Source organism: Streptomyces sp. NPDC046727 (assembly GCF_040645635.1).
GTDB lineage: Bacteria > Actinomycetota > Actinomycetes > Streptomycetales > Streptomycetaceae > Streptomyces.
Window position 1 is genome coordinate 154484 of the sequence record NZ_JBEYYR010000004.1, and the last position, 13015, is coordinate 167498.

General features: G+C 70.3%; 12 protein-coding genes and 1 pseudogene. 6 read left to right on the forward strand and 7 right to left on the reverse strand.

The features are described 5' to 3' along the window. Position 1: 1 nt before the first annotated feature. From ABZ937_RS06660 to ABZ937_RS06675, 4 genes and pseudogenes are all read right to left on the reverse strand, one after another. Entirely contained in the window at positions 2-469 is a 468-nt protein-coding gene (locus tag ABZ937_RS06660) for a hypothetical protein (protein WP_361686473.1), read from the reverse strand. Continuing rightward, positions 466-924, reverse strand: a complete 459-nt coding sequence (locus tag ABZ937_RS06665) for a hypothetical protein (RefSeq protein WP_361686476.1) — start codon at positions 922-924, stop codon at positions 466-468. Before ABZ937_RS06665 ends, ABZ937_RS06660 begins: the two co-directional genes overlap by 4 nt. After that, a complete protein-coding gene (locus ABZ937_RS06670; RefSeq protein WP_361686479.1) occupies positions 876-1502 on the reverse strand; it encodes a keto-deoxy-phosphogluconate aldolase in 627 nt (208 codons plus the stop codon). Before ABZ937_RS06670 ends, ABZ937_RS06665 begins: the two co-directional genes overlap by 49 nt. Continuing rightward, positions 1499-1597, reverse strand: a pseudogene (locus ABZ937_RS06675) (2-deoxy-D-gluconate 3-dehydrogenase); the annotation flags it as partial. The gene ABZ937_RS06670 and the pseudogene ABZ937_RS06675, both read right to left, overlap by 4 nt. Positions 1598-1722: 125 nt before the next feature. Here ABZ937_RS06675 and ABZ937_RS06680 point away from each other — a divergent pair. The 5 genes from ABZ937_RS06680 (at position 1723) to ABZ937_RS06700 (ending at position 9132) form a co-directional block, all read left to right on the forward strand. Then, the gene (locus tag ABZ937_RS06680; protein WP_361686482.1) at positions 1723-2637 is read left to right on the forward strand and encodes an expansin EXLX1 family cellulose-binding protein; all 915 of its coding nucleotides are present in this window, start codon (positions 1723-1725) and stop codon (positions 2635-2637) included. Between the two features lie 254 nt (positions 2638-2891). Then, positions 2892-4877 carry a beta-galactosidase gene (locus ABZ937_RS06685; RefSeq protein WP_361686485.1) on the forward strand — a complete coding sequence of 662 codons (1986 nt, stop codon included), beginning with the start codon at positions 2892-2894 and terminating at the stop codon, positions 4875-4877. 16 nt (positions 4878-4893) lie between these two features. Then, positions 4894-5688 carry a hypothetical protein gene (locus ABZ937_RS06690; RefSeq protein ID WP_361686488.1) on the forward strand — a complete coding sequence of 265 codons (795 nt, stop codon included), beginning with the start codon at positions 4894-4896 and terminating at the stop codon, positions 5686-5688. A gap of 106 nt (positions 5689-5794) precedes the next feature. Then, on the forward strand, positions 5795-7306 hold the full coding sequence (locus ABZ937_RS06695; RefSeq protein ID WP_361686491.1) for a glycoside hydrolase family 43 protein: 1512 nt from the start codon (positions 5795-5797) through the stop codon (positions 7304-7306). A gap of 65 nt (positions 7307-7371) precedes the next feature. Next, positions 7372-9132, forward strand: coding sequence for a cellulase family glycosylhydrolase (locus ABZ937_RS06700; protein WP_361686494.1), 1761 nt, complete (start codon positions 7372-7374; stop codon positions 9130-9132). A gap of 150 nt (positions 9133-9282) precedes the next feature. Here ABZ937_RS06700 and ABZ937_RS06705 read toward each other — a convergent pair whose 3' ends face one another. The 3 genes from ABZ937_RS06705 to ABZ937_RS06715 all read right to left on the reverse strand — a co-directional run bounded on the left by ABZ937_RS06705 (position 9283) and on the right by ABZ937_RS06715 (position 12016). Continuing rightward, complete coding sequence (locus ABZ937_RS06705) at positions 9283-10836, reverse strand: RICIN domain-containing protein (protein WP_361686497.1); 1554 nt, start codon at positions 10834-10836, stop codon at positions 9283-9285. Between the two features lie 62 nt (positions 10837-10898). Next, the gene (locus tag ABZ937_RS06710; protein WP_361686500.1) at positions 10899-11201 is read right to left on the reverse strand and encodes a hypothetical protein; all 303 of its coding nucleotides are present in this window, start codon (positions 11199-11201) and stop codon (positions 10899-10901) included. Then, positions 11198-12016 carry a phytanoyl-CoA dioxygenase family protein gene (locus ABZ937_RS06715; protein WP_361686503.1) on the reverse strand — a complete coding sequence of 273 codons (819 nt, stop codon included), beginning with the start codon at positions 12014-12016 and terminating at the stop codon, positions 11198-11200. Before ABZ937_RS06715 ends, ABZ937_RS06710 begins: the two co-directional genes overlap by 4 nt. A gap of 73 nt (positions 12017-12089) precedes the next feature. Here ABZ937_RS06715 and ABZ937_RS06720 point away from each other — a divergent pair, with 73 nt between their 5' ends. Further along, on the forward strand, positions 12090-12917 hold the full coding sequence (locus tag ABZ937_RS06720; RefSeq protein ID WP_361686505.1) for an AraC family transcriptional regulator: 828 nt from the start codon (positions 12090-12092) through the stop codon (positions 12915-12917). Positions 12918-13015 lie beyond the last annotated feature (98 nt).

Sequence of the window (13015 nt, forward strand, 5' to 3'; positions counted from 1 at the left end):
GTCAGCTCGTCCTCTCCTCACGGCCCGTGCCGGTATGAGTCCTGGGGGCGGAGGAGTCCATGTAGTAGTTGTTCTGGGTGCCGTTCTGCAGCGCGTTGACAGTGGCGTGGTCGTTGGCGGTGACGTTCTGCACCCACTGCTGCTGGGCCTTCGGCAGTGCCGCCCGCATCGTGTCCAGCTGCGCCCGCAGCTCCTCGACCGCCTCGGGGTGCGCCATCAGGAAGTTCTCCAGCTCCAACTGCCACTGCCCGCACACCACTTGGCGGGCCCGGTCGGCGTCACGGCTCTGGGCGACCTGCACCGCGCTGCTCTCCAGGCGTGCCACGACGGCGGCGCGCGGCTCGGGGCCGCGACGGTGGAGGAACGCCGACACGTGGTCGCGTACGGTCTCCCAGGCGTCCGTGGCCATCGCCGCCACGATCGTCGTCGCACCTGACATCGCCAGGGCCAAGATCTCCTGCTGTGTCATGAAGACCCTCTCGAACGTTCGAATGCCGGGTCGGGCGGTCGGTGGAGGACGGTGGCGAAGCCGGTCACCGCTCCAGCGGTCGTTCCCGGGCGGCACATCCTGTGGAACGGAGCCAGGTCAGGATTGCCGACCCGGGGAACGGCACTCGTCCGGTCTGGGTGCTTGTGACACGTTTGTTGCACTGTCCCGCCCTCCCGGTGGGAGGGGGCGTGGGTCAGGGCGAACGCGGCGGCGAGGTAGCGGGCGATGGCGATGACCGTGCCTTGCGCGGTGGCGCGCAGCAGGGTGGGGAAGGACTCCTGGGCCCAGGTCTTCATGATGCCCTCGAAGGCGAACGCCCTGCCGATCGCGTTGACCGCCGCGGAGAGGGCGAGCGTGGCCAGGGAGAAGCCGAACAGCGGCGGGATCAGGTACGCGCCCGCCAGGCAGGTGCCGTCGAAGGCGAAGTACGCCATGCGGCGCGGCGTGCCGGCGATCCGCATGAACCACAGGCCGACGAGCGGGCTGTGCGGATCCGTCCCTCACCCGGGTCGAAGCGCAGCATCACCTCGCCGAGTGCCACCACGTACGAAGCGCGTCCCGGGGAAGGGTGCCGCGAGCGCCCGCAGCTCCGCAGGCCGCCGAGCGGCTCGGCGGGTAACGGCTTGACGGTGTCGGCACCGGCCCGCAGGACGCGCATCAGCTCGGTGGCGGTGGCGATGCCGGGCACCACGGGCACCCCCAGTTCCCGGCACCTGTCGACGACCTCATCGTCGAAGCCGGGCGAGACCACCAAGCGGGCCCCGGCCGCCACGGCCCGCTCCGCCTGCTCGGGCGTGAGGACCGTGCCGGCGCCGACGGTGAGCCCCCCCATGTGCGGCCATCGTCTTGAGCACTGCTCGGCCCCGGAGGTGCGGAAGGTGGCCTCGGCGCACCGGGCGCCGCCCGCCGTGAGCGCGTCGGCCGGCGGGCCGGCCGTCGCGGTGGACGGCACGGTCAGCACCGGCAGGAGACGGGTTGCTGCCGGTACGGAGGCCAGGTCGGTCCCGGTCATCGGCCGTCGACGGGCAGGACGACGACGCCGTGGATATGGGCGGCGGCGTCGGAGGCGAGGAACACCGTGACGCCTGCCAGGTCGTCGGCGTCGCCCACGTCGGCAACCTTTGCGCTTCCTGTGGCCACTGAACAGTGCACCGTCGACTCGACCATCCGAACGGACAGGCATGAAGACAGCAAGGCAGGCCGCGCGGCAACGCAGGCGCAGACACAGGCTGATGGTGGGCACCACGGTGGCGCTGGCCGCCGCGGGGGTCGTCGCTGCCCTGGTCATGGCGTTGCTCCCCGACCGCGAGACCGATGGGGCGTCGGTCGCGGTCGTGCCCGCCGCCGGTACCCCCGCGAGGGCCACGCCCCCGACAGGCACCCCGAGTCCCACGGGCACCCCGACCGCGACGGGCACGCCGACCACGACGGGCACGCCGACACCGAAGGCTTCCGCGAGCACCCGGTCGAAGCGGCCGTCGGCCGCGTCCACCCCGCGGGCCGCGCGAACGAAGCCGACCACGGCATCGTCGGCAGGGCGGATACGGCCCGGGACCACCTACACAGGGGTCGCCACCGCGTACGAAGCCGGCGACGGAGACGGCGCCTGCGGGTTCGGCCCGAGCGGGGACATGATGATCGCGGCGATGAACACCACCGACTACGAGACGTCCAGGGCGTGCGGCGCGTACGTCCGCGTCCGCGCGGCGAACGGCGCCTCCATCACGGTACGGATCACCAACGAGTGCCCCCTGCCCTGCGCACCCGGGCAACTCGACCTCAGCCAACAGGCCTTCGCCAAACTCGCCGACCTCAAGGCCGGCCGGATACCGGTCACCTGGAGCCTGGTCAGCCCGAGCACGTCCCAGACGGTGTCCATCAGGTACAAGACCGGGTCCAACCCCTACTGGTGCGGCATCCAGGCGATCGGCCATCGCAATCCGGTGGCGAGGCTGGAGGTCCGCACCCGGAGCGGCTGGCGGCAGTTGCCCCGCACCTCTTACAACTACTTCATATCCGCCGACGGCAGTGGGTGCGGCAGCACGATCAGAATCACGGACATCCACGGGGAACGGCTGACCGTCCGCGGGATCGCCCTGCGGCCGAACGTCGTACAACCGACCCGGGTCCAGTTCGCCCGGCACTGATCGCGCCGCCCGGGCGCGCATCTCCTTTCACCGGACGTCGGGGCGGCGACTGCCGATTCAGTCGGCTGTTCGTCAGGAGCCGCTCCGAGTGTCGAAGCGCATCGACGGCGTCATTACCCCCTGAGACACTGTCAATGACCGGGAGGTAACAGAGGGTTTCTGGCGCAGGGACTCTTGTTTCGTCCGAAACTTCTCCGTACCTTCGCTGTGAGGTGAAGCGCTTCGACAGCTCTCTCCGTCCCCAAGGAAGCCTCATGACGGCACGCAGTATCACCGACCGCCTGGGTGGCCTCGCCTTCGGCGGGGACTACAACCCCGAGCAGTGGGACGAGCCGGTCTGGAAGGAGGACGACGAACTCATGCGCCGGGCCAGGGTCAACCTGGCCACGATGGGCGTCTTCTCCTGGGCCCTGCTCGAACCGGAGGAGGGACGCTACGACTTCACCTGGCTGGACGCCCACATCGAACGACTCCATGCGAACGGCGTGGCCGTCGACCTCGCCACCCCGACGGCCTCCCCGCCGCCCTGGTTCACCCTCGCCCACCCCGAGGCGCTGGCGGTCAGGGCCGACGGCACCCGCCTCGTCCACGGCAGCCGCGACACCTACTGCCTCGCCTCGCCCGCCTACCGCAGCGCGGCCCGCCGGATCGCCTCCGCCCTGGCCGAACGGTACGGCGACCACCCCGCCCTCGCGCTGTGGCACGTGCACAACGAGTACGGCACGCTCTGCTGGTGCGACCAGGCGGCGGCCGCGTTCCGGGTGTGGCTGCGCGCCCGGCACGGCTCGCTGGACGCCCTCAACGAGGCGTGGGGCACGGCCTTCTGGAGCCAGCGCTACACCTCTTGGGAGCAGGTGCTGCCCCCGCGCGCGACGCAATACCACAAGAACCCCGGCCAGACAGTGGACTTCCACCGCTTCTGGGCCGACGAGATCATCGCCACCTACTGCGAGCAGCGCGACGCGATCCGCCGGCACAGCGACCGCCCGGTGACGACGAACCTGATGCTGCCCTACGACCTGCGGCTGAACGTGTGGGCGTTCGCCCGCGAACTCGACGTCGTCAGCTCCGACCAGTACCCGAACGCGAACGGCCTCGACGGCGCCGCACATGTGGCCTACTACGCCGACCGCTCCCGCTCCCTGGCCGGCGGCCGGCCGTGGCTGCTGATGGAGCAGGGCACCAGCACGGTCTACGACGGCGATCAGGTGATCGGCAAGGAGCCGGGTGATGTTCTGCGCCACAGCCTCGGCCACATCGCGCGCGGTTCGGAGGGCGCCCTGTTCTTCCAGTGGCGCCAGTCCCGGGCCGGCGCCGAGACCTGGCACTCGGCGATGCTCCCCCACGCGGGACCCGACAGCCGCATCTTCCGCGAGGTCACGCAGACCGGCGAGGCAGTCGCCCGGCTCGGCGAGCTGGCGGGATCGACGGTCACCGCGCGGGCGGCCGTGCTCGACGACCCGGACGCCATGTGGGCACTGGAGGCGGACGGCCTGCAGTCCTCCCGCCTCGACTACCACGCACCGCTCGCCGGAGCGCACCGCGCGCTGTGGGACGCGGGCGTCACGGCGGACTTCGCCCACCCGAAGCACGATCTGAGCCGCTACCGGCTGGTCGTCGCCCCCTCCCTGTTCCTGCTGTCCGACAAGGGTGCGGAGAACCTGCGCCGTTATGTCGAGGGCGGGGGAACGCTCCTCGTCCAGCACGCCACCGGCTACGTCGACGACCGCATGCACGCCCGTCTCGGCGGCTACCCGGCCGCACCGCTGCGCGAGGCGCTGGGCATCCGCGTCGAGGAGCACCGGCCGCTGCGGACGCAGGAGCGGATCACCCTGTCCGACGGCTCGCACGGCACCGTCTGGAGCGAGTCCCTGCGCACCGAGGGTGCCGAGACGCTCGCCGCCTACACCCACGGCATGCTCGCGGACGGCCCGGCGCTCACCCGGCACCGCTTCGGCACCGGACAGGGCTGGTATCTGTCCACGCGCCTGGACGACGCCGACTACGGCGCCCTGGTCGGACGGCTCCTGAAGGAAGCCGGCGTAGAGCCGGAGCTGCCGGACCTGCCGGCCGGTGTCGAAGCCGTCACCCGGCACGCAGCCGACGGCCGCCGCTGGCACGTCCTGATCAACCACACCACGGACACCGTGCCCCTGCCGGATCCCGCCCACGACCTGCTCACCGGCCGGGCGGCCCACGAACTGCCGCCCGGCGCCTGCGCGGTCCTGCGCGGCCACTGACCTGGAAAACGCCACCATGGAAACGGAACAGCGGAGCTTCCGCCGGGGTCACGAGGCCCTGCACCTCGAGTTCGCCCTCGGCGACGACGGCAACGCCCGCCTGACGCACCTCGGACTGCCCGGAGAGGCGGGCAAAGGCCCCCGCGGATCCCTGCCTCTGATGGCGGTGACGGCGACGGGTCACGGGTGCGACTGGTCGGGCAGCCGCCTGGTCCGGACGGCGATCGGCGGGCGGCTGCGCCACCGGACCCACCGTGCGGCCCGCGACGGTGACTGGCACAACCTGACCGTGCGCCGGCTGCGGCTGCAGCTGCAGTCCACCAGCGACCAGCAGAACCTCCACCACTCCGCGCCCATCGCGGCCTCCGCACCCACCGCCGTCACCCCCGAGCAGGGCGCCGTGTGGGCCTATCCGCAGCCGGACGACTCACTCGACGAGGTCGCCCTCACCATGGCGGGCGCCCTCCTGGGCCGCATCCACCTCTCCGGCCGCCCGCCCAAGCCGGGGCCCGAGGCCCGCGCCCTGGTCCACGAGGCGGTCGCCGTGTACAAGGCCGTCCGCGGCGACCTGTCCGGGCCGTGCCGTCCTGGCCACTCGGGCTGCCCGGCTGGGACGGCCCCTGGATCGCTCTCGCCCTGCGCACCCCCGCCACCACGTACCTCACTGTCTGGCGCCGCCCGGGCGGCGAGACGACCACCACCCTCCTGCTGCCTGAGCAGGCGGGCGGCGCAGCCTGCGTCGAGGTGCTGTACCCCGCGGCGCATCAGGTCGTTTCCGTCCGGAACCCCGACACCGCCGGCCTCACCGTGACCCTGCCCACCGCGCCGTCCGCAGCGCCGCTCCGCATCACCCGCACGGAACCGGACGCTCCCTGAGCGCCGACCCTGCCGCCCACCCGACGAAAGGACGACCGAGGGTGACCACCCAGAACCCGCCCGCCCGCGCCGCCAACCCCGTGATCCCCGGCTTCCACCCCGACCCCAGCATCTGCCGGGTCGGCGACGACTACTACCTCGCCTGCTCCAGCTTCGAGTACTTCCCCGGCGTACCCCTCTTCCACAGCCGTGACCTGGTGCAGTGGCAGCAGATCGGCAACGTCCTGGACCGGCCGGAGCAGTTGCGTCTGCCGACCACCATGCCGTCCTCGGGCGGCATCTACGCCCCCACCCTGCGCCACCACGACGGACGCTTCTGGCTGATCGTCACCAACTGCAGCGAGGGCGGCGGCAATTTCGTCGTGACAGCCACCGATCCCGCCGGACCGTGGTCGGATCCCGTCCGGGCACCGGGCGTTCCCGGCATCGACCCCGACCTGGCCTGGGACGAGGACGGTAGCTGCTGGTGCACGGTCGCCGGGGTGTCGCAGGTCCGTATCGACCCGTCCACCGGACAGACGTACGGAACACCGCACAAGCTCTGGTCCGGCGGCCCCGACGCGAAGGCTCCGGAGGCGCCGCACCTGTACCGGATCGGCGACTACTGGTACCTGCTCATCGCCGAGGGCGGCACCGAGCGCGGCCACGGCGTGTCGATCGCCCGCGGCCTTGCGCCGACCGGCCCGTTCGAGCCGTGCCCGGCCAACCCGATCCTCACCCACCGCGGCATCGACCACCCCGTGCAGAACACCGGCCACGCGGACCTGGTCCAGGGGCCCGACGGCTCGTGGTGGATGGTCCTGCTCGGGGTACGGCCGGGCGGCGGTACGCCCGGCTGGCATGTGCTCGGCCGGGAGACCTTCCTCGCTCCCGTGACCTGGGAGGACGGCTGGCCGGTCGTCGGCGAGGTCACCTTGGACCTGCCCCCGCTCCCCTGGCCGCTGTCCCCCGCCCCCGCCGAGGAACGGCGCGACGACTTCGAGCTCAGCGAACTCGCGCCGGCCTGGATCTCCGTGCGGGACCGCCCCGCCGAGCTCTGCACCACCAAGGAGCGCCCCGGATGGCTGACGCTCCGCGCGCGGGGCGGCTCCCTGGACGAGCCCGACGTGGTGTTCACCGGCCGCCGCCAGCAGCACCTCTCCTGCCGGGCACGCACCCTGGTCGACCCGGGGCAGGGGCGCGGCGGCCTCGCCGTCCGGCTGGACGAGCGGCACCACTACGCGATCGAGGCGTCCGGCACGGAGGTGCGGGTGATCGCACGCGTCGGCTCCCTGCGCACGGTCGTGGCCGCCCGGTCCGTGGCCGCCGGACCTGTGGTCCTTGCCGTCACCACCACTGACCCGCCGTCACCACACGGGCCCTGCACCGGCCCCGACGTCGTCTCGCTGGGCGTCGAATCCCCGGACGGAACGTTCACCGAGCTCGCGACCCTCGACGGTCGCTACCTGTCGACGGAGGTGGCCGGCGGCTTCACCGGCCGGGTCATCGGCATGTACGCCACGGAAGGCACCGTCCACTTCGACTGGTTCGACTACGAGTCCCTCGACGGCTGAACCCCAGTCTCCAGGACCGACCGAAAGGCGCGACCGAAACGCACGACCGGACGAAGGGGAAGAAAATGAAGGACATACGGCAACCAGCCCGTCACCGCCGCCGCGGCCCCGGGCGCCTGGCCGGCCTGCTGGTGGCGCTCCTCGTCATCCTGGGACTGTCCGGCAGCGCCGCGATCGCCGCGCCGGACGGCACGGCGGTTCCGGCAGCGCCGACGGTCAGAGTTCCGGCCCGGGCCATGGACGCCGTCGCCGCGATGCAGCCCAGCTGGAACCTGGGCAACACCCTGGACGCGATCCCGGACGAGACGTCCTGGGGCAACCCGAAGGTCACCAAGGACCTGTTCGACACCATCCGCGCGCAGGGCTACCGCAGCGTCCGCATCCCGGTGACCTGGACCGGCCACCAGTCCGCCACCGCCCCCTACACCATCGACGCCACCTTCATGAGCCGCGTCAGGCAGGTGGTCGACTGGGCGCAGGCCGACGGCCTGTACGTCGTGCTCAACGTCCACCACGACTCGTGGCAGTGGATCTCGAAGATGCCGACCGACCACGACAACGTACTCGCCCGCTTCAACGCCATCTGGACCCAGATCTCCTCGGCGTTCCGCGACGAGCCACGCACCCTGCTCTTCGAGAGCGTCAACGAACCGGCCTTCGACAATGCCACGGACGCGCAGAAGAACCAGCTCCTGAAGGAGCTGAACACCTCCTTCCACAAGGTCGTCCGCTCCTCGGGCGGCGGGAACGCCAACCGCCTGCTCGTCCTGCCCACGGTGGGCTGCACTCCCTCCCAGACCTTCATGGACCCCCTGTCCGCCACGATCGGCGCGCTGCACGACGACAATCTGGTCGCCACCGTCCACTACTACAGCTGGTATCCGTTCAGCGTGAACATCGCGGGCGGTACCCGGTACGACGAGTCCGCCCAGAAGGACCTGACCGAGGCCTTCGCCCGGATGCACGACACGTTCGTCGCCAAGAACATCCCGGTCTACCTCGGCGAGTACGGTCTGCTCAGCTGGCCGGACCACAACCATCCCGACCGTGTGGAGCGCGGTGAGGCGCTGAAGTACTTCGAGCACGTCAGCTACGCGGCGCGCGTCGCCGGTGTCACCACCGCCCTGTGGGACCCCGGAACGTTCGCCTTCCTGAACCGCGAGACGCTGAAATGGGGCGACCCCGCCCTGTTCGCCTGGATCAGGTCGAGTTGGACCACCCGCTCGGGAACCGCCTCCTTCGACAAGGTCTTCGTGCCGAAGTCCAGCCCCGTCACGGCCAGGACGCTCTCTCTGAACCCCAACGGCACCAGGTTCAGCGGCCTGTGGCAGGGCAGCACCCCGCTCGCCCCGGGACTGGACTACACCGTCACCGACAACCAACTCACCCTCACGGCGCGCGCACTGACCCGGCTGACCGGCGATCGCCGCTATGGGGTCAACGCGACGCTCCAGGCCCGGTTCTCGCGCGGGCTGCCCTGGACGATCGACGTGATCACGTCCGACACTCCGGTGCTGTCGAACGCCACGGGTACGACCGGCTCGTTCACCATTCCCACCCAGTACCGAGGTGACGTACTGGCGACCATGGAGGCCAAGTACGCCGACGGCAGCAACGCCGGTCAGGCGAGCTGGACCCCGTACCAGGAGTTCAACGCGGCCTTCTCACCGGACTACCCGGGCGGCACGATCATTCTGACTCCCGACTTCCTGAACGCGCTGCACGACGGCCAACCGGTGACGCTGACCTTCCACTTCCACAGCGGCGCCACCGTCACCTACCACGTCACCAAGTCCCAAGGCTCGGTCACCGGCACGTCATCCTGAACGACCGGCCCCCTCGCCCTGGTTGTCCCTCCCGGCAACCGGCGTGCCCGCTCGGTTGTCCGGCACGGTCGCCTTTCCCCCACCCCTCGCTTGCCACCACGTACACCCGTCGCCTGCGCGGCGGCACCCGCTCTGCGAAGGTCGGTGCCGTCACCAGCCTGTCGGCAGACCGGAGATGAACGAGGTGAGCCGGTCGGCGATGAGTCGGTCGTCGTGGGCCGAGTAGTGCCAGTCACAGCCGAGAAAGTCCAGGCCCGTGTCGTCGAGGGCCCAGTAGCGGACCCGGCTGTCGCCGGCGTCGTTGCGCGCCTTGACCACCTGCTGGACATGGGCGGCGTACTGGCCGGCGCCCACCGCCACGATGGTCGTGTCGGCCCCGTAGCGCGTGCGCAGCTTCTGGATGAAGTCGCCGTAGGCGCTGCGGTAGGCGGACGCAAGGCTGTCGGGCGTCCACGGCTCACCGGGGTTGATGGCGGTCGAGAAGTCGTTGGTGCCGAGGTTTGTCACCACGACCTGGGGATGCCAGGTGCCCGGGTTCTGCCAGACGTCACCGGGCACGTTCAGCAGGGCACGGTCGTAGAAGGTCCGGTACGTGACGTCCGACCGGCCTCCGTTGTAGTTGCGCACCATGCCGAGGCCCGAGTAGCCGTTGATCTGGTAGTCGGCGTTCAGTTGCCGGGCGGTGAGGGCGCCGTAGCTCACGTCGGCGTTGGTGTTCCGCTTGAGCTGGTCCCCGGTGCAGGTGCGCGAGGTCGACAGGTTGCCGTAGCCGACCGTGAGGGAGTCGCCTATGAACTCGATCTGGCGGTTGCGGGCGGCCGGTTTGCTCAGCACGGCTCCTTGGGGCGCGGCGACGAAGCCTCCGAAGGTGCTCGTGGCCCCCGGGGTGTCGTTGCGCTTGACGAGGCGGACGGTGTGCGTGCTGTTGGACAGGCCGTTGATCCAGTGCGTCGTGTTGCCGGGCGTGACGAGCGTGGCGACGGTGGCTCCGTCGATCTGGACGTCGTAGTCGGCGGCCGAGTCGTTGAGCACAATGCCGACGCCGGTGCCGCTGACGCGGCCCTCGAAGTACACGCCGGGCCAGCTGTACTGCACCGTGTTTCCGGCGTCCTTGACCCGTCCCGCGGTGTGCACCTGCGCCAGCACTCCCGTCGCGCGGACCAGTTGCCACTGCTGGTTGGCCCCGCCCCAGTCGGTGAACTGCACGACCTTGGCACCGTCCGCGGTCGAGGCGTTCTCCACCTCGACAGCCTTGCCGCTGCTGCGGTTGAGCAGACGGACGTAACCGTCCGACGAGTCGGCCAGCCGGAACTGCTGGTTGGTGCCGTCGGCATCGCTCCACTGCGCGATGTCCGCATGGTCGGTGGTGGAGTAGTTGAGGACGTCCAGCACCTTGCCGGAGTGCTGGGCCTTGAGCCGGTAGTAGCCGCCGCCCGAGTCGACGAACTGGAACCGCTGGTTGGCGCCGCCGGTTTGGGGCCACTGCGTCAGGCTCGCCCCGTCCGCCGTGCTCGCGCCCGCCACGTCCAGCGCCTTGCCGCTACCGCGGTTGACGAGCACATACCACGCGTTCGTGTCCACGGTGGCCGCCTGCGCCGTCCCGACGGTACCCAAGGCGGTCAACAGCGCCGCCAAAAGGGCGGTCACCGCGGCGAGCACCCCCGTACGCCTCCCGCATCTCCGCAACGAAACCCCGAGTGTCATGTACGTGCCCTCCATGGGTAGTGCGCCACACACCTGCCAAGAGCGGCCGTTCCGGCGCCGGGTCAGGGATGAGAGCTGTCCTCCGCCCTCTCGGCCTTCTCGGACTGCTCGAGCTTCTCGAAGAAGAACTCGTGCTTGAGGAAGGAGACGTCGTACTCGTGACCCGACTGAGGCGGCAGTAGCTGGGAGGCCTGGAACAGGCGCCACCCGTCGAGCAGTGCGGCAAGCCCGGTGGGATAGGGCGGCTCGTCGCTGTCACCGGTCGTCGGACGGGTCCGGCCGGTCCCGTCGTATCGGGACCAGCCCACTACGTCGGAGTCCAGCGTCGACGTCGCGAGATAGAGGACCAGAACCTGCTGCCTCATGCGTGACTCCTCAGGGTGGGGCGGTTGCTGACGCGCGTGACCCAGTACTCGACATCGAACGAGTCGTCACCGGTCAGGGCCCGCCACAGCAGGACCCGGTTGTAGATCTCCAGTCGGGCCGTGGCCTGCTCGCACCAGGGGAAGTACGCATTGAGTTCCGCGGTCACCGCGGGGTCGTGCAGGTCGGAGACGTCCCACAGACCTACCTGCGGCACGGTCGGGTTGAGGCGGAGTTTGTACATGTAGCGACGGACCGCCGTGTCGTTGCGGCGGCCACTGTGCCAGATGCCGTGGTGCACGAGAACGACCGTGCCTGCCGGGCACGTCAGACGGATCTGCCCCCTGAGGTTCTGAACGCGGCCGACGTCCGTCTCGTTGATCCTCCGCAGATGGCTTCCGGGCACACTGAGGGTGCCGCCCATCTCGGCGGTCACCTCGTGCGGGTAGTACATGAGCTGGATGTCGAACGCATCCGGCCGCACGTCGATGATCGCGTCTCCGTGGAGCGGCTGCGCCTGTCCCTCGTGCGGCTCGCGCACATGAACTGCATGGTGGTCGACGGTCGGCTCGGGGCCGACCAGGCTCTCGACAGCGCCTGCGACGACCGGCAGGGCGAGCAGCTCGTGGACGAAGGTGTCCGGCGCGAACGCCCGGCCCAGCGGAGTGCCGTAGGGCACTTCCGGCAGGCCCTCGGTCAGGGCCGCGACAGCCCGTCCATTGATCTCCTGCGGCACCACCCCGTCCAGGCGCAGGAATCCCTGCGCGACGAAGCGCGCCACCTGAACCGATGTCAGGAGTTGCTTGCTGCTTGACATGCGACGAACGTACGGGCCCTGTGCGGATCGGTCGTGGGCTGAAATCGTCCAGTGCTGGTAATTTTCCATCCTCGTGAAACACGCAACAGTACGGCTCGACGAGGCGCCCACCGTGGTCGATGCAGGCATCGGGGTGCACGGCGTCTCCACCGCCCACGACGTCTTCCGGTTGCCCGACCTGTGGCAGCTGCACCTCTACAACTACGAGGGTGCTCTGTCCCTCGGGCAGTCGGTCCACCCCATACGCCCCGGCCACGTCAGCCTGGTGCCGCCGAACACGGAGGTGCACTTTCACTACCGGGGCAGGTCGGAGCATTTCTATGTCCATCTACGGTTGCACGACGGCGGAACCGCACGGGTGCTGCCGGTGATGCAGGACGCCGCGGCCGAGAGCACACGCCTGGCCGATCTGCTCCGGCACGCCGTGACGGCCATGCCGACTTCTCCTCCGCGAGCCACAGCCGAGGTCTGGACCGCTCTGTGGCGCATCGCCGAGTTACCGAGAGGCGATGGAGCAGGGCGCCGCCACCCCTTCGTGGCCGCCGCACAGGCCTACGTCGAGGAACACCTGGCCGGCCCGTTGTCCGTACCGGACGTCGCACGCGCCGTCGGAATCTCCCACACACACCTGACACGCGTGTTCCGTGCCGAAACCGGCCTCACCGTCGTGTCATACATCCGGCACCGACGCCTTCAACGCGCCCGCCACCTCCTGCTGTCCTCCACCCTGTCCATCACCGCCGTCGCCGCGGCCGTGGGCATCGCCGATCTCCAGGCCTTCAACAAGGCCTGCCGCCGTGAACTCGGCGCGAGCCCGCGTGACGTACGGACGGGACAGATCACTGGAGCAGCGGCACGAGCCGAGGAAGACGAAGGCGAAGCCCGAACCGGACGCAGCTGACGCCGAGGCGCACGGGGCCGGCAGCATCGTGCCGAACTCGGTCCCGGTCCTCGGCGCCTGATCAAGCGAGTGCCCGTCAGGCGCCTCTGGGGCGAAGG